Genomic DNA, 17,036 nt, shown 5'->3' on the forward strand with positions numbered 1-17,036 from the left:
TAAAAGCTAAGCGAGTTTTTCACCAAATGGTGCATAAAACCTCGCCACCTACGCCGATTTTATAAGCTTCATCATTAGCTAAAACGCCTTTGCTTGTGCTTACAACTATGGTTCCATATCCATTTTTAAAACGTTTGATCTCATCTTTGCCCTTATACACACGACGACCAGGCTTTGAAACCCTTTTGATCTCATTGATCACGCTTGAGCCTCTTTCATCGTATTTAAGCACAACTGAGATGAATTTTTTCTTATCTTCTTCAATAACGCTAAAACTTTCTATATAACCCTTTGCTTGAAAAATTCCCACCAAGGCTTCAATCACCTTTGAGTGAAGTAATTTAGTGCTTTCAAGCTTTCTCATGCCTGCATTTCTGATACGAGTGAGTGAATCTGAAATTATATCATTGATCATTATTTGTCCTTACCAACTTGATTTTTTAAGTCCGGGAATCAAACCTTCATTTGCCATTTTTCTAAGGCAAACTCTACAAATTCCAAAGTCTCTATATACTGAATGCGGACGCCCACAAATTTGACATCTTGTATAAGCTCTTACGCTAAATTTTGCTTTTCTAGCCGCTTTTGCTATCATTGATTTTTTAGCCATTTACTCTCCCTTTTGCGAAAGGCACACCAAACAATTCTAAAAGCTTTTGCGCCTCAATATCTTTTTGTGCTGTTGTAACTATGCTAATATTCATGCCGTGTGTGCGTAGGATTTTATCATACTCTACTTCTGGGAACATAAGCTGTTCATCAAGCCCAAAATTATAATTTCCCCTTCCATCAAAGCCATCTCTACTTAAGCCTCTAAAGTCTTTTACTCTAGGTAAAGCTATAGAGATGAGTTTGTCTAAAAAGGCAAACATATTGTCTTTTCTTAAAGTTACCATAACGCCTACTGGGAAGCCTTCGCGCACCTTAAAACCAGCCACTGATTTTCTTGCTTTAGTAATCAAAGCTTTTTGTCCAGCGATCAAAGAGATGGTATCAGCGATATTTTGCAAAACCTTTTGATCCTTTGCTAATTCGCCAGCGCCTACGCTAATAACGATTTTTTCAAGGGCTGGGATAAGCATAGGGTTTTTAATGTCAAATTCTTTTACTAAGGCTGGCTTAATTTGTTCTTTATATCTATCTTTAAGTCTCATTTTAAACCTTTGCTACATTAGAAATATGTATTGGCATTTCTTTGTTGATAAAGCCACCATTTGGGATTTTATCACTTGGTTTTACAGCTTTTTTAGCAAGCTTACAACCCTCAACCAAAACTTGATTTTTCTTAGGATATACAGCTAAAACTTTGCCTGTTTTACCCTTATCATCACCAGCAATGATCTTAACTTCATCGTTTTTCTTAATCTTAAGCTTCATTATAAAACCTCCGGTGCTAAAGAAACGATTTTCATGAAATTTGCATATCTTACTTCTCTACCAACTGGTCCAAAGATACGCGTTCCTATCGGTTCTCTTTTATTGTCTAAAATCACCGCAGCATTTTCATCAAAGCGGATAAGTGAGCCATTGTCTCTATGAATTTCTTTTTTGGTGCGAACAATAACTGCTTTTACCACTTGTCCTTTTTTTACCTTACCATTTGGTAAAGCCTTTTTTACTGATGCAACGATAACATCACCTATGGTAGCATAGCGTCTTTTACTACCGCCTAAAACCTTTATACACATTAGCTCTTTTGCGCCGCTGTTATCAGCAACAGCTAGCCTTGTAAAACTTTGTATCATTACTCAACTCCTGTTGCCAATACAGATTTTAAACGAAAAGCCTTTCTTTTTGAAAGTGGGCGGCATTCTACAGCAACTATAGTATCGCCTACCTTAGCCTCGTTTTTCTCATCGTGTATGAGGTATTTTTTAAAGCGTTTAACGATTTTTCTATATCTTGGATGAACCACTTTTCTTTCAACCAAGACACTTGCGGTTTTATCACCACTGATTTGGACAATAACGCCTTGAATTTCTCTTTTAAATGCCATAATCTTATCCTTTTAAAGCGTTGATTGCAGTGCTTATTCTAGCAATGTCTTTTCTGATCTGTCCTACGAGCTTAGGATTAGTAAGCTGCATAGTTCTAAGCCTTTGTTTTTCAGTAAACAAAAGCAACTTTTGCTCTTTAAGCATGGTGTTTAGTTCTTCTTTAGTTTTATCTTTAAGCTCAATATATTTCATTTTGGCTCTCTCTTGTAACAAATTTAGTTTTAAAAGGAAGTTTATGCATAGCAAGAGTTAAAGCTTGTCTTGCCATAGCCTCATCAACTCCAGCCATTTCATATATGATTCTACCCGGTTTGATATTCATTACCCATTCTTCAACCCCAGCTTTACCCTTACCCATACGAGTTTGTAAAGGTTTTTTAGTAAGCGGTTTGTCTGGAAAAACGCGTATCCAAGTTTTGCCTTGTCTTTTCACAAAACGAGTAAGAGCGATACGAGCTGCTTCTATTTGACGTGAATTAATGCGTCCAGCCTCAACAGCCTTTAAAGCAAAATCCCCAAAAGTAAGCTCAGTGCCACGACTAGCATAGCCGCGGTTTCTGCCCTTCATTTGCTTTTTGTATTTTGTTCTTTTTGGTAGTAACATTATTTACTCCTTCTTGTGCGTCTTGGCTTTTTAGTTTCAGCTGTTGCTTCCTCACTTTTATCAGCCTGAACGCCTTTTTGTAAAATTTCACCTTTAAAAATCCACACCTTAACGCCTATATTTCCATAAGTCGTTCTTGCTTCAGCAAAACCATAATCAATCTTTGCTCTTAAGGTATGAAGTGGAACACGTCCTTCAAGATACCATTCAGTTCTTGCCATTTCAGCTCCGCCTAAACGTCCTGAAACACTGACTTTTATACCTTTAGCACCAGCTTTTTGAGCCCCTTGTATAACTTTTTTCATCGCTCTTCTAAAGGCTATTCTTTTTTCAAGCTGAGTGGCTACACTTTCAGCAGCAAGTTGAGCTGAAGCACCTGCTTTTCTTTCTTCTTTGATGTTGATATTTACATCTTTGTGGATTAAGTCTTGAAGCTCTTTGCGAAGATTATCAACATCACTTCCTTTTTTACCGATAATGATGCCTGGTCTTGCTGCCACAACAGTTACACGAAGCTTTTTGGCTGTTCTTTCAACAAGAATTTGAGAAATTCCAGCATAATAAAGCTTTCTTTTCAAAAAGGCTCTTATTTTGTAATCCTCGCCTATATTTTCGACAAAGTTTGCTTTGGTTGGAAACCATCTTGACTCCCAATTTCTGTTAATACCTAGTCTTAAACCAATCGGATTTACTTTTTGTCCCATTTAATCTTCCTTCTTTGCTGTGGCTTTTTTCGCTGGTGCTTTGCTTGCTTTTGGCTTAGCTGTGGCTGAAGTTTTAGCCTTTGGTGCTGTTTTTTTAGCCTCTACTTTTTGAGCTTCTTTTTCAACTTGTTTAGCAACTTCTACCAAGATATGAGAAGTAGGCTTTCTAATACGACTTGCACTCCCTCTTGCTCTTGGTCTAAATCTTTTAAGCACAGAGCCAGCATCTACTCTGCATGAGCTTACTATGACTTCATTAGCTTCAAAATTTCCATTTGCAACTGCTGTTTTAATCGCATTTGCTATGTATCTTGCACCCTTATTTGGGGTAAATTGAAGGCTTGCTAATGCAAGTTCAGCATTCATACCTTGCACTTCTTTAGCGATAAGTCTTGCCTTAGTAGGCGATAATCTGATATATTTAATCAATGCTTTACTCATCATCAACCTCACTTACCGATTTTCTTTTGCACAGAGCCTTTATGCCCTCTAAATGTGCGTGTTGGTGCAAACTCACCAAGCTTATAGCCTATGTGATTTTCAGTGATATACACTGGAATGAAGCTTTTGCCGTTATGAACATTAAAGGTTAATCCTATCATATCTGGGATTATGGTTGAACGTCTGCTCCATGTTTTTATAGGCTTATTATCATTTGCCTTTTTTGCTGCGATGACTTTTTTCATTACATGATCATCGACAAAAGGACCTTTTTTCAGTGATCTAGCCATCTTATTTTCCTTTTCTTCTTGAGATTATAAGCTTATCGCTTGCTTTTTTACGACGCGTTTTTGCACCCTTAGTTGGTTTGCCCCAAGGTGTAACTGGGTGACGACCTGAATTTTTCTTGCCTTCACCACCACCATGTGGGTGATCAACTGGGTTCATTGCCGAACCTCTTGTTTGAGGGCGAATTCCTCTGTGGCGATTGCGTCCTGCTTTACCTATAGTGATATTTGCCCAATCTTCATTGCCAACCTCACCAATACTTGCCATACATTCAGCTAAAACCTGACGCATTTCTCCGCTGGCTAAACGCAAGATAACATATTTTTCTTCCTTACCCATAAGCTGCGCATAAGCTCCAGCACTGCGTATCATTTGTCCGCCTTTGCCCGGTTTAAGCTCTACATTATGCACTATGGTTCCAACTGGGATATTTTTAAGCTTCATAGCATTGCCCGGTTTTATATCAAGTCCGCTTTCAGCTGCTGCTATAATATCGCCTACCTTTAAGCCTCTTGGTTGAAGTATATAACGTTTATCACCATCTTTATAAGCAATAAGTGCTATACGGCAAGTTCTGTATGGATCGTATTCTATAGCTTCTACCTTGCCTTCAACGCCAAATTTACGACGTTTAAAATCGATGATTCTATAAAGCTTTTTCGCACCTGCTTCTTTGTGGCGACTTGTAATGCGTCCGTAACTATTGCGTCCAGCATGAGTAGAAAGCTTTACAAGTAAAGACCTTACACTTGGCTTTGCTGTGATGTCTTCAGAGCTTAAGCCAGTGATATAACGCCTACTTGGAGTATATGGTTTATAAGTTTTAATCGCCATCTTAAGCCTCCTTACTTTCTAAGCTTACCCCTTCAGGAAGCTTTACATAAAATTTCTTATAATCATTTCTTTGTCCTATACGTCCTCTAAAACGTTTGACTTTGCCGTCCATTCTTAAAGAATTGATCTTTTCAGCACTCACGCCAAAATACTCTTTAAGCACTGCTTTAAGGCTATTTTTTGTCATCTTAGGACTTGTTTGGATCACTACCACACCTCGTTCTTGTAAATTCAAGCTTTTTTCAGTGTAGAGTATGCTTTTTATATCTGTAATATCTGCCATTTTACGCCTCTTTCGTGAGTGTTTTTAAAGCTTGCTCTTCTATGATCACTGCTTTAAATACAGCGATTAAATAAGCATTGACTTCGCTAAGATCAACCACATAACAATGTGCTAAATTTCTAAACGCTAAAAAAGTCTTTTCATCAACGAAATCTTTAACTATAAGCACATCTTTAAGATTAAGCTTTTTAATGATAGCTTGAGCATCTTTACTCTTGCCACTTTCTACAATCAAACTTGGCACGGCAAATAAAGCACCTTTTTCAGCCTTTTCAGCCAAAGCTCTTTCTAGGGCTAATCTTTTTTGCTTTTTATTCACTTTTTGGAAGTAATTTTTGTTATTTGTAGGACCAAAGGCTACGCCACCGCCTACCCAAACATTTGTTCGTGTTGAACCAGCTCTAGCTCCGCCTCTTCCTTTTTGTCTCCAAGGTTTTTTGCCCCCACCACTTACTTCACTTCTGTTTTTAGTGTGAGCGTTGTTTGCTCTTAAGCTTGCAAGATATGATTTTACATACAAATAAAGATTATGCGGATTGATTTGTGCATAGCTTTGTGGTAAATCAAGCTCACTTGCTTTTTCAAATTTATCATTTAAAACTACTACTTTACTCATTTGGCTATCCTTATTCTACCCATTGCACCATTATATCCTGGAACTGCTCCTTTAAGCACAAGGATTTTATTCTCAGCATCATATGAAATGAGTTCATTTTTAACAGTGATCTTTTCATTGCCATAATGTCCAGCCATTTTCATACCCGGTTGCACACGACCTGGCCACTCTCTATTACCAATAGAACCATGTCTTCTGTGAAATCTTGAACCATGACTTGCCGGACCGCCTGAAAAGCCGTGTCTTTTAATCACACCGCTATAGCCTCGACCTTTTGAATTAAAGCTTACTTTTAAAATTTTAGCCTCTTTTAGTGGGCTTTCATCGATATCGCCAGCTTCAGTATTGGCTACTTCTAGGCTTGCAAAGCGGTTAAATTCAGCTGAAAGATTGTATTTTTTTTGTTGTCCAGCTATGCTTTTGTTTTTTGCTTTACCTTTTACAAAAGCGACTAAGGCTTTGCCATTTTCTACCTCACATACTTTAGTATTGACTAATTTAAGCAAGGTTACAGCTATACTTGGATTAGAAATGGTTCTGCTCATACCTATTTTTTCTACGATATATTCCATCTTTTATCCTTTTACTTACCCATAGCCCTAACTTCGACATTTACCTCTGGGGCTAAGTCAAGTTTGGTTAAAGAATCCACTGTATCAGGTGTAGCTGCTACTATATCAAGCATTCTTGCGTGAATTCTAAGCTCGAATTGTTCTCTTGAATCTTTATTGATATGTGGAGATTTCAAAACGGTGTAACGTTTGATTTTTGTTGGCATTGGCACAGGACCACGAATGTCCGCACCAGTCCTTTTAACAGCCTCAACTATGGCTGCAACTGTTCTATCAAGAACCCGGTGATCATAAGCTTTAAGCTTAAGCCTAATCCTTTCCATAATTTTCCTTTACAAAGAACTTGTTAGCACAAAGCTAACGAAAATAAAAAGGTGATTGTATAAAAACTTCATTCTTTTGTCAAGCTTTTAGCATTAAATTTTAAAGTTTTTTTCCTTATAAAAAGGATAAAAATGTAAATTTGCAAAAAGTGATTTAAGAATTTAAAAGTCTTATTTGGTGGAATTTTTAAAGTAAAGCTTATAGATAAAAATAATATTTTTTTAATATGGCTTATTGTTTTTTTAATGTTTAGCTTTATAATATTAAAAATTAAATACTCAATTTTTCACTTTTTCAAGTCTTAATCAAAGCCAAAGTTTGCACGACTTGCTTTAAAAGCTCTAAATTTTCAGGATCAAGCACATGCCAAAGCTTTGCTTTTTCAAAGGGTTTGGCTTTTTCATTTTCACAAAGTAAGCTTTCAAGCTCTTTGTGCGCTTTGACAAAAAGCGTGTCATCGCATAGCAAAAAGCAAGGCTTGGCTTCATAGCTTTTATCAAGCATATAAAAACAATACTCGCCAAACATTTTTCTTGTTTTAAAATCAAATCCACTTTCGCAGTTTTGCAAGCATTCTAAAACAAAGTCTTTAAATTCCACGCTACTTGCCATCTAGTCTTTCCCTTTTTAAAACTTTTATACTTTAAATTCAAAGAAAGTTTTTAAGTCCTTGTGTAGCTTAAATTTATTATTGAAGCTCTTCTTCGATAAGCTGTAAAGCCATAGGCAATTCTTTAAAGCCATCTTCTTCCATGAAATGATTGCCTTTTGGCATTTGCACGAATTTAGCATTTATAGCTTTGGCGAGATTTTCACTTAAAATTGTTGGCACGATCACATCATCTTTTGCTGAAAGTACGATGCGTTTGTTGATCATTTTGATTAGTTTTTTGTTTTGCAAAGGTTCTTTGACAAAAGGATCAAGCACAGGTAAAATGCTTAAAGGCTCATAAAATCCACTCACCAAAAGCACGCCACCAAGCCTTTTGTTCTCATCTAAACTCTCGATAAAGCGAAGTGTGGTGATACAACCTAAGCTATGTCCAATGATAAAGGTATTTTCATCGACATTTTTTATCGAGTTTTGCAAAGTAGCAAGCCATTTATCAAGCTTTGGATCAAGGCTATCTGGCATATCAAGCACCTCAACACTTACGCCTTTGGCCTCGAGCTTATTTTTAAGCCAAGAAAACCAGTGAGCGTTTTTGTTTGCTGCGTAACCATGCACTATATAGATTTTCTTTTGGCTTAGCGTTGCATCATTTGCAAATGTAATGCCAAAACAAGAGCATACCACCATAAAAATAGATAAAATCTTTTTCATCACTACTCCTTGTCATTTGAAAAAAGCCATTTTAGCATAATTTTAAAAAATCAACAAATTCAAAAAAAATTAAGAAAGCTTATGTTAATATTCATTTTTTATTATTTTCATTTTTAGTGATTATAATAAAAAATGAAAATTTTTTAAATAAAAAGTTAAAGTAAAATGTGCTAGACTTGCCCTCTTAAGACTTAAAAAGGGAGGATAAATGCAAACTGATTTGACGGATTGCATAGGATTTTTAGCAACAGATTTGCGTGATGAGCTATCAGCAACTTTTGATGAGAGGATAAAGGAATTTTCCTTAACGCATAAGCAAGCTGGGCTTTTGTGGAGATGTTATAAGCAAAAACACTCTCAAACAAGTATTTATAACTTCATTCATCTGGATAAAAATTATATTCGTTTTTTGATCGATGATTTAGAGGCTAAAGAGCTTGTGTTTAGGCAAAAAAACCCTGAAAACAGAAGGGAAAATATCATCTACCTTACGCAAAAAGGCGAAGAACTTGCCCTAAAAACCTTTAAGCTTATGCTTGAGGTTCAAGATGAGCTTATGCTTTCTTGTATGTCAAAAGAGGAGCAAAAAATCTTGCACGAGCTTTTACTAAGACTTTTTAAACAAAGGCACCAAACAAAGGAGTAAAAATGCGTGCAAAGTTTCAATTTTTAGTATTTAGTCTCAGTTTAGCATTGCTAAGTCTTTCAAGCCTTGAGGCAAAAGAATACAGCGTAGATAAAAGCTCAAAAATCGCTTTTATCGCAAGCAAATTTCTTGTAGTAAGTGTTGAGGGGCAGTTTTTGGAATTTAGCGGAAATTTAAGCCTTGATGAAAACAATCTTATCACAGCTTTAAATGGAGAGATCATCATCAGTTCAGTTGATAGCAAAGATAAAGATAGAGATAAGCACTTGCTTGAGGCTGATTTTTTAGATGAGCCAAATTTCCCAAAGGGTAATTTCATCATGCAAAGTTACACCCCAAAAGAAGGACTTAAAGGCGAAGTAAAAGGCGAGCTTAGCTTACATGGAGTAAGTAAGATAGTAACTTTTCAAAGCGAACTTGATCCTAGTCAAGATAAAGTTAAACTCATACTTACAAGCGAGATTAATATAAAAGACTTTAATATACAAGGTTCTTTTATGAATGGCGATAAAATCAAGCTTGATTTGCAAACTTTTTGGAATGAAAAATAAAAAATGCTAAATTAAAGTTAAAATTTTACAAATTTTTAGTAAAATCTTGCAATTTTAAAACAAAAAGGCAAGTCAAATGAAAAACCTCATCATCGTAGAATCCCCAGCAAAAGCCAGAACTATAGGCAATTTCTTAGGTAAAGATTATGAGGTTATCGCTTCAAAAGGGCATATTAGGGACTTGCCAAAAAGTAGTTTTGGTATTAAAATCGATGATGATAGCTTCACTCCAGAATACCGCATCTCAAAAGATCACAGCGAGCTAGTAAAAGAGCTTAAAACAAAGGCAAAAAAAGCCAAGCAAGTCTATCTTGCAACTGATGAGGATAGAGAGGGTGAGGCTATAGCTTATCATATTGCTAAAGCTATTGATAAAGATGAAAATTCCTTACCTCGCATAGTTTTTCATGAAATCACTCAAAGTGCGATTGAGCATGCCTTAAACAACCCAAGAAAACTTGATATGAATTCAGTCAATGCCCAGCAAGCAAGGCGTTTGCTTGACCGTATAGTAGGCTATAAACTCAGCCCCTTGCTTGGACAAAAAATTCAAAAAGGGCTTTCAGCTGGCAGGGTGCAAAGTGCCGCGCTTAAGATCATCGTTGATAGAGAAAGGGAAATTAGAGCCTTTGTGCCACTTGAGTATTTTAGTATAGATATGGTTTTTGCTAAAGACTTAGAAGCTGAACTTGTTGAATTTGATAAAAAAAAGATAGAAAGACTCACACTTACGAACAAAGACAGAGCCAAACTCATCTTAGAAGCATGTAAAAAGGCTGAATTTAAGGTTACAAATATAGAAAGCAAAGAAAGAAAACTTCCAGCCCCACCGCCTTTTATGACTTCAACCCTACAACAAAGCGCAAGCAATACACTTGGCTTTAATCCTAAAAAAACTATGATGATCGCTCAAAAGCTCTATGAGGGCGTAAAAACGCACGAAGGCGTGATGGGCGTGATCACTTATATGAGAACAGATAGCTTAAATTTAGCTAAAGAAGCCGTGCAAAGTGCAAGGGAATTTATAGAAAAAAACTATTCAAAGGCTTATTTACCAGCCAAACCTTTAGCGTATGCCACAAAGTCAAAAGGCGCTCAAGAAGCCCATGAAGCTATACGTCCTACGAATTTAAACTTTACTCCCCAAATTGCAGCACAATTTCTTGAAAAAGATGAACTTAGGCTTTATACTTTGATCTATAACCGCTTTTTAGCATGTCAAATGAATCCTGCCATATCATCAAATCAAAGCGTTTTTGTAAGTGGTGATAAGGCTGTGTTTAAGATCAGCGGACGCAAAATCCTTTTTGATGGGTATTATAAAGTATATGGGGATATGGATAAGGATAAAATTTTACCAGAATTAAAAATAGACCAAGCGCTAAAAACTCAAAAAATTGATATGAGTTCTCATCTTACTGAGGCTCCACCTCGTTATTCTGAAGCTGGGCTTGTAAAAAAGCTTGAAAGCCTAGGCATAGGACGCCCTTCAACTTATGCACCGACTATTTCTATACTCACAAGTCGTGATTATGTAAAGATAGATAAAAAACAGCTTGTGCCAAGTGAGGTTGCTTTTAGTGTGGTTGAGGTTTTAGAAAAGCATTTTGGCGATATAGTTGATGCTGAATTTACCTCAAAACTTGAAAATACCCTTGATGAAATAGCTGAAAAAAAGGCAGATTGGCAAGAAACCTTAAAAGAATTTTACTATCCTTTTATGCGAAAAGTAGAAGAAGGCAAGACAAAAATCGCTAGTCAAAAAACCCTTATCAAGCTTGATGAAAGCTGCCCGCAGTGTGGGGGCGAGCTTGCTATCCGTAAGGGTAGATATGGGGAGTTTGTAGCGTGTTTAAATTTCCCAAAATGCAAATACTCAAGAAATTTAGAAAACAAAGAACAAGTCAAAAGCCCACAAAAAAAGGCTAATGGCACAGGTATTATTTGTCCTGAATGTCAAAAAGGAGAGGTTGTTGAACGTTTTAGCAAGAGGGGTAAATTTTATGGTTGTAGTGAATACCCAAAATGCAAATTTGTCAGCAATTATAAGCCAAGCGATGAAAAATGCGAGGAATGTGGCTCTTATATGATCATCAAAGAGCTTAAAAAAGGCACTTTTTTAGAATGCCCTAAGTGTAAAATCAAAAAGCAAATTTAAGCCTTTTGGCTTGCTTTTTTAGCTCTACCTTAAAAAACTACAAATTTTTAACTTCATAAAATATAAAAACACTTCATTTTATTTGCTTTTTGTCGATTTTAGTGCAAAATAAGAGTAAAAAAGGATATAAAAATGAGCTTAGTGAATTTAAAAGGTTCTGTTCTTGATTATTCAGGGAAAAACAATACAACTAAGCTCAATTTTGCAAATACGACTTTTGATGTTTCAAAGGGTTTGGGTTCTACTATTTATAACTCTTTAAAATCAAATTTTAGCTCAGGAAGCTTAAGCGAAGAAGAGGTAAAAAAGCTTGAAAATACTTCACATACAAATTCTCAAGTAAACAATGCTCAAAGCCATCTTCAAACCATTTATTTTAAGGATCCTCTTACAGGAGCAGCTGTTAAATCAGCTCTAAGCGAAGAAAGTTTAAATACCTTAAGAGAAAATTTTGGAAATGAAAATGTATCTAAAATAGGACAAGCTTATATCTTGAGTGGTGAGGCTGAAAGTTTTGTTTCTGGTTGGTATGGAGATATTGCTTATACAAGAGGATATTTAAGTGCTGATGCGGATAAAAATGGCTTTTTGGAGCAAAGCGAGCTTGATGAAACAAGGAGTGGTTATGGGCATAAAAGCTTGGCTATGCTTGTTGGAACAGAAATTTTATCAGTTTCTGTGGAAAGTATAGTTAGTTACTCAAAACTTAGCAGGTTAAAAGAAAAAAATAAAACACTTTATGAAAATGGCAAATTTGCTGCTTCTACCATAGCTCTTGAACTTGATAAAACTATAAAAAATGATAAAAATTTAGATGGAAAAATAGTTTACGAAGAAGCCTTTAGTGAAGAAGAAATAATCACAGCCCTCGAGGATAATTTACAATACGCCTACGATAATAGAGAAAAAGTAGAAGCACAGCTTAACTTTGACTATCTTAATTATGTGCTTGAAAGTGCTAAGGCTGTTATTGATGATAAATTAGAAAGTATAAAGGACAAGCTAAGAAACAATGAGGATTTTAACACTCTTAGCAAAGAAGAACAAAAACTTTTAAAAGAATTTCTTCCTCAAGCTTTTGATGAAAACGCTCAATTTGATAAAACAAGTTTTGATAAACTTATGCAAAAAGAAGAGCAAGAATTTATAGAAAAAAGCCTAAAATATCTTGGTTTAGATGAAAACTCAGATCAAACACAACTTGATTATGCCAAGCTTAAAGCAGTGATGAAAGAGCTAAGAACAACTTTTTTACAAGCTTATTCTGCTAATGAAGCAGGCAAGATCAATGGTATTTTAAATACTTGGGCTTAAATCCTTTTAACTTATATGCATTCATTTTTTATGAATGAAACAAAGTTGATATAAATTTGTAGCGAGTATCAAATATACTCTATCTTATCTTTTTGCCCAGCCTCGCTAAAGCCTTTTAAACGCAACAAACAGCTATCACAAGCCCCACAAGCCTTATCTTGTCTTTCATAACAGCTCCAAGTTAGTTCTAAAGGCACTTTTTCTTTTAAGGCAAGCTTGACTATATCAGCTTTTTTAAGATGAATTAGGGGAGTTTTTATCTGCGTTTTTAGCTTTGTAGCCCTGCCTTCGTTGATAAAAGCTTCAGCTTTTTTGATAAAAGCTTCAGTGCAATCAGCATAACCGCTACTATCTTCTTCAACCACGCCTATGAAAATCGCCTCGCATTCATGCTTTTCAGCTAAGGCTGCAGCTATACTTAAAAAAATGCCATTCCTAAAAGGCACATAAGTATTTGGCGTTTCATTTGCACCAAATTCATTTTTAGGTATCTCAAGATTAGTATCAGTAAGCGAATTTGCTCCTATAATCTTGATAAAATCAGTATTTAAAATATAGCGATTGTTTAAGCTTATACCCAAATCCTCGCAAATTGCTTCAAAACAAGCCCTTTCTTTTTCTTGCGTTCTTTGAGCATAGTCAAAATGCAAAGCCACAAGCTCAAAACCTTCTTTTTTTGCCAGATACGCACAAGTTGTGCTATCCATGCCTCCACTGATGATACATAAAGCTTTTTTCACGATTTTCCTTAAGATTTTGATATAATAAAGGCTATTTTATCAAAAGGAATTCAATGATACTTTGCCAAGAGGATATGGATTGTGATTTTTTACAAATTTTAGCTGATGAGCTAAGCACTAAGGATATAGAACTTCTTTTAGTGGATAATGAAGCGATGAAAAAGATCAATTTCGAGCAAAGAGGGATTGATAAAAGCACTGATGTATTATCTTTTCCGCTTTTAGATGAGTTTGATTTCAATTTACCACTTGGAAGTATAGTTATTAACACAGAACTAGCCGAGCAAACAGCTAGCAAGCTAGGACACAGCAAGCAAGAAGAGCTGGCTTTGCTTTTTTTGCACGGACTTTTACACTTGCTTGGTTATGATCATGAAGCGGATCAAGGACAAATGAGAGCAAAAGAAGAAGAGCTTATCTTAAAATTTAAACTCCCAAAAAGCCTTATTGTAAGAACTGAGGGCTAAATTTAATATTTATTTTAAGATATTTATACTGCCTTTGCTTCTTGTAAATTCTTATTTTGCTTCAAGCTTCCTTTTTTAAACGCCCAAAAGATCACAGCCAAAGCTACAAAAAAGGAACAAAGCTCAGCCAAAGGATAGCTTAAAAATATACCCTTTATACCAAAAAAATTCGGCAAAATAAGAAAAAATATACACACAAAAACCAAAGTATAAGATATAGTGACGATAAATGAGCTTAAAGGCTTTTGCACGCTTTGAAAAAAGCTTGCTACGCTCATATTAAAGCCGATTAAAATAAAGCCTAGAAAATAAATCCGCATCGCCTCTATACACCCAGCTAAAAAATCCTCATCAATGCCACCAAATTCATTTTTTTGTAAAAACAAAATGACTAAATGCTCGCTAAAAAGATAAGATAAAACATACATTAAACTTCCAAGCATAAGGCTAAACACGCAGCCAAAGCGGAGTATCTTAACAAGTCTTGCATATGCATTTGCGCCGTAATTAAAGCTCGCTATTGGCTGCACGGCTTGTGAAGCTGAAAGCAAGGCTGTAAATAGCACTATACCAGAATACATCACGACGCTATATGTAGCGATTGCTCTATCTCCTCCTAAAGAGCCTAAGATATGATTGGCTATAAGCATAACAATGCTTGCGCTGAGCTCTGCACTAGCTTGAGCTATGCCATTTTGTGCGGATTTAAAAAGCGTAAAAAATTGAAAGACTTTGATAAAATAAATTTGTCCCTTTTTTGAGATAAAATGCCAAAATAAGATCAAAAAGCCTATAAAATGCCCTAAAATCGTCGCTAAAGCCGATCCAAAAAGCCCCCATTCAAAAACAAAAATGAAAAAATAATTCATCACAACATTACTTAAAGCCCCACTAATCATCGCTACCATAGCCAAAACAGGACGCTTATCATTCATCACAAAAATATCAAGCAAGGGGTGCAAAACGATGACAAAAGAACCAAGAAAAATAACTTCAAGATACTCAGCAGCCAAAGGAGCTATGGTTTGACTTGCACCAAGAAAGATCACAATTTCATCACAAAAGAGAAAGAACACAAAGCCTAAAACTAAGCCACTAAGCAAAGCAAAATAAAACACAGAGCTAAAGATCAACCTTGCTTTTTCAGGCTCATTTTTACCAAGATAATAAGAGCTTAAACTTGCTGCGCCTATGCTAAATAAAAGCTCATAAGCAATTAAAACAGGAAAAACAGGCCATGCTATACCAACAGCAGCAAGAGCGTCATTACCAAGCTTTTGCCCCACAAAAATGCCATCTATGGTAGAATAAGTAGAAAGTGCAAGCATAGCACAAAGTGAAGGGATAAAATACCTAAAATAAAGCTTAGCTATGCTGTGTTTTTCAAGATCGATTGCTTGCATGGTTGTCCCTTTTTGAAAGCGAAATTATAGCTAAAAAGGGTAAGCAAGACAAATCATCATTGACTTATCGTTTAAAAAAGAGAGGAGAGCAAAACACTCAAACAACTCATTTTATCATCATTAAGGTAAAGTTAGCAAAGTGGCTTAAAAGATAAAAATACGAAAAAGAAAGAGGGCGATTTTGTTTAATCTTTGAGATTATACACGATAGGGATTTGAATTCGCACGCTTTTTTCGTATTGCGGGAAGTTTTTAGCAGCCCTAGCGATCACTTTAAGCACATTTGAGTCTAAAATTTCATGTCCTGAACTTTTGACTATCCTTACTTTATCAAGGGTTTGATTATGTAGCCAAACAAACTCAAGCAACACTTCACCACTTAAACGCATTTTGCGTGCTTGTCTTGGATAAGTCTTTCTTGCGGCTTCATCAATGGCTTTTTTGATCTCTCTTAAAAAAGGATTGTCATCTTTGCCAAAAGCAAGTGTGCCAATTTGGGTTGGCGCATTATTATCAATCTGGGCTCCACCTGCTGGAGCTGAAGCTTTAGTAAGCTCTTCTTGAGGTTTTTCTTTTATACTTTTTCTAGCGTGTTTGTGAATTTCTCTCTTTTTTTGCTCTTTTTTATGTTCTTTCTTGCGTTCTTTTGGTTTGTCTTCTTCTGGTGCGGGTGGGGTATTGGCTTCGCCGACTTGATTGGTTTGTCCTTGTGCGATAAATTGACTCATCACTAAAGTAACACGATCATCGCCTTTGATCTCGCTTTTAAAAGGATCACCTAGCACAGCGAAAAGAAAAAGTGGCGAAAATATAAGACAGGTTAAAACAAAGGCTTGTTTTTGCGTGCTTTTCATCTTGTTTGCCTTTCTGTGATGATTTGGAAATTCTCGTGTTCTTTGCCCTTAAGCAAATCAATGATTTGTATAAAGCTTTCAAATTTGGCGTCTTTATCAGCTTTAAGCTCGACAAGGGTTTTTTTATCAAGCTTGTTAAGCTCTTGTTCTAAGCTTTCTAAACTAATAGGCTTATCATCAAGATAAAATGAATTTTCTTCATCGATAGCGATGAGAAATTTTTCCTTATCATCATTTGCAGAAGTGGCAAATTCAGACTTTGGAAGCTCAACTTTGATCTGTCCGTGAGCGATAAAAGTTGAAATACTTAAAACAATAGCAAGCAAAACAAGCATAATGTCTATAAAAGGCACTATGTTTAAACCCTCGTTTTTAGGCACTTTAATCATTTTTTGCGTCTTTGTTTTGATAATGTGAGCTTAAAATTGAAATTTTACGAAGCAAGGCATTATACGCCATCAAAGAAGGGATAGCCACTAAAAGCCCCAAAGCCGTAGCTTTTAAGGCTAAAGAAAGCCCTACGACTATGGATTTTACATCGATATTGCCTGAAAGCCCCATATCATAAAACACCACCATAATCCCAATAACCGTTCCTAAAAGTCCTATATAAGGTGCATTTGAATAAATGATATATAAGGTTGTTAAATTTTCGCTCAAAGCATTATCAAATTCCTGCTGATTTTGATATTCGCTCATATTAATCTTTCTAAAAAAAAGCAGTCGTTCGATCACGCACCAAAGTGCTAAAAAAGCCATTATCCCAAGAATTCCTAAGATAATCCAATCAATATGAGCCTTTAAAAATTCCATAAAATATACCTTTTTAATTTTTCAATAAATATTTTAAAAAATATTATTAAAATTATATAGCAAGAAAACTAAATTTTGATTTAAACAATCAAAAATAAATTTC

28 protein-coding genes and 1 pseudogene are annotated in these 17,036 nt (G+C 35.6%); 5 read left to right on the forward strand and 24 right to left on the reverse strand.

Annotated features, from left to right (window positions below; genetic code table 11):
* Positions 1–19: 19 nt before the first annotated feature.
* From rpsH to DMB95_RS04660, 18 genes are all read right to left on the reverse strand, one after another.
* The gene (rpsH, locus tag DMB95_RS04575; RefSeq protein ID WP_137632460.1) at positions 20–415 is read right to left on the reverse strand and encodes a 30S ribosomal protein S8; all 396 of its coding nucleotides are present in this window, start codon (positions 413–415) and stop codon (positions 20–22) included.
* A 9-nt stretch (positions 416–424) separates the two neighbouring features.
* Complete coding sequence (locus DMB95_RS04580) at positions 425–610, reverse strand: type Z 30S ribosomal protein S14 (RefSeq protein ID WP_034905521.1); 186 nt, start codon at positions 608–610, stop codon at positions 425–427.
* Positions 603–1,154 (reverse strand): 50S ribosomal protein L5, encoded by a 552-nt coding sequence (gene rplE / locus DMB95_RS04585; protein WP_137632461.1) that lies wholly within the window; start codon positions 1,152–1,154, stop codon positions 603–605. Before rplE ends, DMB95_RS04580 begins: the two co-directional genes overlap by 8 nt.
* Position 1,155: 1 nt before the next feature.
* The gene (gene rplX / locus DMB95_RS04590) at positions 1,156–1,377 is read right to left on the reverse strand and encodes a 50S ribosomal protein L24 (RefSeq protein ID WP_034905518.1); all 222 of its coding nucleotides are present in this window, start codon (positions 1,375–1,377) and stop codon (positions 1,156–1,158) included.
* Entirely contained in the window at positions 1,377–1,745 is a 369-nt protein-coding gene (gene rplN, locus DMB95_RS04595; protein ID WP_137632462.1) for a 50S ribosomal protein L14, read from the reverse strand. The genes rplX and rplN overlap by 1 nt, the downstream gene beginning before the upstream one ends.
* Entirely contained in the window at positions 1,745–1,996 is a 252-nt protein-coding gene (gene rpsQ, locus DMB95_RS04600) for a 30S ribosomal protein S17 (protein ID WP_137632463.1), read from the reverse strand. Before rpsQ ends, rplN begins: the two co-directional genes overlap by 1 nt.
* Before the next feature lie 4 nt (positions 1,997–2,000).
* A complete protein-coding gene (gene rpmC / locus DMB95_RS04605) occupies positions 2,001–2,189 on the reverse strand; it encodes a 50S ribosomal protein L29 (protein WP_137632464.1) in 189 nt (62 codons plus the stop codon).
* The gene (gene rplP / locus DMB95_RS04610) at positions 2,176–2,601 is read right to left on the reverse strand and encodes a 50S ribosomal protein L16 (RefSeq protein ID WP_137632465.1); all 426 of its coding nucleotides are present in this window, start codon (positions 2,599–2,601) and stop codon (positions 2,176–2,178) included. Before rplP ends, rpmC begins: the two co-directional genes overlap by 14 nt.
* A complete protein-coding gene (rpsC, locus tag DMB95_RS04615) occupies positions 2,601–3,305 on the reverse strand; it encodes a 30S ribosomal protein S3 (protein ID WP_034905509.1) in 705 nt (234 codons plus the stop codon). Before rpsC ends, rplP begins: the two co-directional genes overlap by 1 nt.
* Positions 3,306–3,746: a 50S ribosomal protein L22 gene (gene rplV / locus DMB95_RS04620; protein ID WP_142931111.1), complete on the reverse strand. Its 441-nt coding sequence runs from the start codon at positions 3,744–3,746 to the stop codon at positions 3,306–3,308.
* An 8-nt stretch (positions 3,747–3,754) separates the two neighbouring features.
* The gene (gene rpsS, locus DMB95_RS04625; protein ID WP_137632467.1) at positions 3,755–4,036 is read right to left on the reverse strand and encodes a 30S ribosomal protein S19; all 282 of its coding nucleotides are present in this window, start codon (positions 4,034–4,036) and stop codon (positions 3,755–3,757) included.
* A 1-nt stretch (position 4,037) separates the two neighbouring features.
* Positions 4,038–4,868: a 50S ribosomal protein L2 gene (gene rplB / locus DMB95_RS04630; RefSeq protein ID WP_137632468.1), complete on the reverse strand. Its 831-nt coding sequence runs from the start codon at positions 4,866–4,868 to the stop codon at positions 4,038–4,040.
* Between the two features lies 1 nt (position 4,869).
* Complete coding sequence (locus tag DMB95_RS04635) at positions 4,870–5,151, reverse strand: 50S ribosomal protein L23 (RefSeq protein ID WP_137632469.1); 282 nt, start codon at positions 5,149–5,151, stop codon at positions 4,870–4,872.
* Position 5,152: 1 nt separating this feature from the next.
* Positions 5,153–5,767: a 50S ribosomal protein L4 gene (gene rplD, locus DMB95_RS04640; RefSeq protein ID WP_142931112.1), complete on the reverse strand. Its 615-nt coding sequence runs from the start codon at positions 5,765–5,767 to the stop codon at positions 5,153–5,155.
* Positions 5,764–6,339 (reverse strand): 50S ribosomal protein L3, encoded by a 576-nt coding sequence (gene rplC, locus DMB95_RS04645; RefSeq protein WP_137632471.1) that lies wholly within the window; start codon positions 6,337–6,339, stop codon positions 5,764–5,766. Before rplC ends, rplD begins: the two co-directional genes overlap by 4 nt.
* Before the next feature lie 11 nt (positions 6,340–6,350).
* Positions 6,351–6,662 (reverse strand): 30S ribosomal protein S10, encoded by a 312-nt coding sequence (gene rpsJ / locus DMB95_RS04650; RefSeq protein ID WP_137632472.1) that lies wholly within the window; start codon positions 6,660–6,662, stop codon positions 6,351–6,353.
* A gap of 295 nt (positions 6,663–6,957) precedes the next feature.
* Entirely contained in the window at positions 6,958–7,275 is a 318-nt protein-coding gene (locus DMB95_RS04655; protein WP_142931113.1) for a TfoX/Sxy family protein, read from the reverse strand.
* A gap of 76 nt (positions 7,276–7,351) precedes the next feature.
* Positions 7,352–7,987, reverse strand: coding sequence for an RBBP9/YdeN family alpha/beta hydrolase (locus tag DMB95_RS04660; RefSeq protein WP_238386885.1), 636 nt, complete (start codon positions 7,985–7,987; stop codon positions 7,352–7,354).
* Positions 7,988–8,195: 208 nt separating this feature from the next.
* Here DMB95_RS04660 and DMB95_RS04665 point away from each other — a divergent pair, with 208 nt between their 5' ends.
* The 4 genes from DMB95_RS04665 (at position 8,196) to DMB95_RS04680 (ending at position 12,656) form a co-directional block, all read left to right on the forward strand.
* On the forward strand, positions 8,196–8,633 hold the full coding sequence (locus DMB95_RS04665) for a MarR family winged helix-turn-helix transcriptional regulator (protein WP_142931114.1): 438 nt from the start codon (positions 8,196–8,198) through the stop codon (positions 8,631–8,633).
* Positions 8,634–8,635: 2 nt separating this feature from the next.
* Positions 8,636–9,184 (forward strand): YceI family protein, encoded by a 549-nt coding sequence (locus tag DMB95_RS04670; protein WP_142931115.1) that lies wholly within the window; start codon positions 8,636–8,638, stop codon positions 9,182–9,184.
* A 76-nt stretch (positions 9,185–9,260) separates the two neighbouring features.
* Positions 9,261–11,342, forward strand: coding sequence for a type I DNA topoisomerase (topA, locus tag DMB95_RS04675; RefSeq protein WP_142931116.1), 2,082 nt, complete (start codon positions 9,261–9,263; stop codon positions 11,340–11,342).
* A 132-nt stretch (positions 11,343–11,474) separates the two neighbouring features.
* On the forward strand, positions 11,475–12,656 hold the full coding sequence (locus tag DMB95_RS04680) for a hypothetical protein (RefSeq protein WP_142931117.1): 1,182 nt from the start codon (positions 11,475–11,477) through the stop codon (positions 12,654–12,656).
* A 68-nt stretch (positions 12,657–12,724) separates the two neighbouring features.
* On the opposite strand, the gene queC is transcribed toward DMB95_RS04680, so the two are convergent.
* Positions 12,725–13,399 (reverse strand): 7-cyano-7-deazaguanine synthase QueC, encoded by a 675-nt coding sequence (gene queC / locus DMB95_RS04685; protein WP_142931118.1) that lies wholly within the window; start codon positions 13,397–13,399, stop codon positions 12,725–12,727.
* Positions 13,400–13,449: 50 nt separating this feature from the next.
* Here queC and ybeY point away from each other — a divergent pair, with 50 nt between their 5' ends.
* Positions 13,450–13,863: an rRNA maturation RNase YbeY gene (gene ybeY / locus DMB95_RS04690; RefSeq protein WP_142931119.1), complete on the forward strand. Its 414-nt coding sequence runs from the start codon at positions 13,450–13,452 to the stop codon at positions 13,861–13,863.
* Between the two features lie 23 nt (positions 13,864–13,886).
* Here ybeY and DMB95_RS04695 read toward each other — a convergent pair whose 3' ends face one another.
* The 5 genes and pseudogenes from DMB95_RS04695 to exbB form a co-directional block, all read right to left on the reverse strand.
* Entirely contained in the window at positions 13,887–15,266 is a 1,380-nt protein-coding gene (locus tag DMB95_RS04695; protein WP_142931120.1) for an MATE family efflux transporter, read from the reverse strand.
* A gap of 185 nt (positions 15,267–15,451) precedes the next feature.
* Positions 15,452–15,637, reverse strand: a complete 186-nt coding sequence (locus DMB95_RS09870; RefSeq protein ID WP_442861446.1) for an energy transducer TonB family protein — start codon at positions 15,635–15,637, stop codon at positions 15,452–15,454.
* A pseudogene (locus tag DMB95_RS09875) lies at positions 15,616–15,724 on the reverse strand (energy transducer TonB); the annotation flags it as partial. The pseudogene DMB95_RS09875 and the gene DMB95_RS09870, both read right to left, overlap by 22 nt.
* A gap of 392 nt (positions 15,725–16,116) precedes the next feature.
* Positions 16,117–16,509 carry a TonB system transport protein ExbD gene (gene exbD / locus DMB95_RS04705; protein ID WP_142931122.1) on the reverse strand — a complete coding sequence of 131 codons (393 nt, stop codon included), beginning with the start codon at positions 16,507–16,509 and terminating at the stop codon, positions 16,117–16,119.
* The gene (gene exbB / locus DMB95_RS04710) at positions 16,502–16,933 is read right to left on the reverse strand and encodes a TonB-system energizer ExbB (protein WP_137632483.1); all 432 of its coding nucleotides are present in this window, start codon (positions 16,931–16,933) and stop codon (positions 16,502–16,504) included. Before exbB ends, exbD begins: the two co-directional genes overlap by 8 nt.
* Between the last annotated feature and the right edge of the window lie 103 nt (positions 16,934–17,036).

Source organism: Campylobacter sp. MIT 12-8780 (assembly GCF_006864535.1).
In the GTDB taxonomy this organism is placed as follows: domain Bacteria; phylum Campylobacterota; class Campylobacteria; order Campylobacterales; family Campylobacteraceae; genus Campylobacter_D.

What these genes read in the sequence shown, in the direction of transcription:
- rpsH (WP_137632460.1), bottom strand. Translation starts at nt 415, where the DNA reads ATGATCAATGATATAATTTCAGATTCACTCACTCGTATCAGAAATGCA.
- DMB95_RS04580 (WP_034905521.1), bottom strand. Translation starts at nt 610, where the DNA reads ATGGCTAAAAAATCAATGATAGCAAAAGCGGCTAGAAAAGCAAAATTT.
- rplE (WP_137632461.1), bottom strand. Translation starts at nt 1,154, where the DNA reads ATGAGACTTAAAGATAGATATAAAGAACAAATTAAGCCAGCCTTAGTA.
- rplX (WP_034905518.1), bottom strand. Translation starts at nt 1,377, where the DNA reads ATGAAGCTTAAGATTAAGAAAAACGATGAAGTTAAGATCATTGCTGGT.
- rplN (WP_137632462.1), bottom strand. Translation starts at nt 1,745, where the DNA reads ATGATACAAAGTTTTACAAGGCTAGCTGTTGCTGATAACAGCGGCGCA.
- rpsQ (WP_137632463.1), bottom strand. Translation starts at nt 1,996, where the DNA reads ATGGCATTTAAAAGAGAAATTCAAGGCGTTATTGTCCAAATCAGTGGT.
- rpmC (WP_137632464.1), bottom strand. Translation starts at nt 2,189, where the DNA reads ATGAAATATATTGAGCTTAAAGATAAAACTAAAGAAGAACTAAACACC.
- rplP (WP_137632465.1), bottom strand. Translation starts at nt 2,601, where the DNA reads ATGTTACTACCAAAAAGAACAAAATACAAAAAGCAAATGAAGGGCAGA.
- rpsC (WP_034905509.1), bottom strand. Translation starts at nt 3,305, where the DNA reads ATGGGACAAAAAGTAAATCCGATTGGTTTAAGACTAGGTATTAACAGA.
- rplV (WP_142931111.1), bottom strand. Translation starts at nt 3,746, where the DNA reads ATGAGTAAAGCATTGATTAAATATATCAGATTATCGCCTACTAAGGCA.
- rpsS (WP_137632467.1), bottom strand. Translation starts at nt 4,036, where the DNA reads ATGGCTAGATCACTGAAAAAAGGTCCTTTTGTCGATGATCATGTAATG.
- rplB (WP_137632468.1), bottom strand. Translation starts at nt 4,868, where the DNA reads ATGGCGATTAAAACTTATAAACCATATACTCCAAGTAGGCGTTATATC.
- DMB95_RS04635 (WP_137632469.1), bottom strand. Translation starts at nt 5,151, where the DNA reads ATGGCAGATATTACAGATATAAAAAGCATACTCTACACTGAAAAAAGC.
- rplD (WP_142931112.1), bottom strand. Translation starts at nt 5,767, where the DNA reads ATGAGTAAAGTAGTAGTTTTAAATGATAAATTTGAAAAAGCAAGTGAG.
- rplC (WP_137632471.1), bottom strand. Translation starts at nt 6,339, where the DNA reads ATGGAATATATCGTAGAAAAAATAGGTATGAGCAGAACCATTTCTAAT.
- rpsJ (WP_137632472.1), bottom strand. Translation starts at nt 6,662, where the DNA reads ATGGAAAGGATTAGGCTTAAGCTTAAAGCTTATGATCACCGGGTTCTT.
- DMB95_RS04655 (WP_142931113.1), bottom strand. Translation starts at nt 7,275, where the DNA reads ATGGCAAGTAGCGTGGAATTTAAAGACTTTGTTTTAGAATGCTTGCAA.
- DMB95_RS04660 (WP_238386885.1), bottom strand. Translation starts at nt 7,987, where the DNA reads ATGAAAAAGATTTTATCTATTTTTATGGTGGTATGCTCTTGTTTTGGC.
- DMB95_RS04665 (WP_142931114.1), top strand. Translation starts at nt 8,196, where the DNA reads ATGCAAACTGATTTGACGGATTGCATAGGATTTTTAGCAACAGATTTG.
- DMB95_RS04670 (WP_142931115.1), top strand. Translation starts at nt 8,636, where the DNA reads ATGCGTGCAAAGTTTCAATTTTTAGTATTTAGTCTCAGTTTAGCATTG.
- topA (WP_142931116.1), top strand. Translation starts at nt 9,261, where the DNA reads ATGAAAAACCTCATCATCGTAGAATCCCCAGCAAAAGCCAGAACTATA.
- DMB95_RS04680 (WP_142931117.1), top strand. Translation starts at nt 11,475, where the DNA reads ATGAGCTTAGTGAATTTAAAAGGTTCTGTTCTTGATTATTCAGGGAAA.
- ybeY (WP_142931119.1), top strand. Translation starts at nt 13,450, where the DNA reads ATGATACTTTGCCAAGAGGATATGGATTGTGATTTTTTACAAATTTTA.
- DMB95_RS04695 (WP_142931120.1), bottom strand. Translation starts at nt 15,266, where the DNA reads ATGCAAGCAATCGATCTTGAAAAACACAGCATAGCTAAGCTTTATTTT.
- exbD (WP_142931122.1), bottom strand. Translation starts at nt 16,509, where the DNA reads ATGATTAAAGTGCCTAAAAACGAGGGTTTAAACATAGTGCCTTTTATA.
- exbB (WP_137632483.1), bottom strand. Translation starts at nt 16,933, where the DNA reads ATGGAATTTTTAAAGGCTCATATTGATTGGATTATCTTAGGAATTCTT.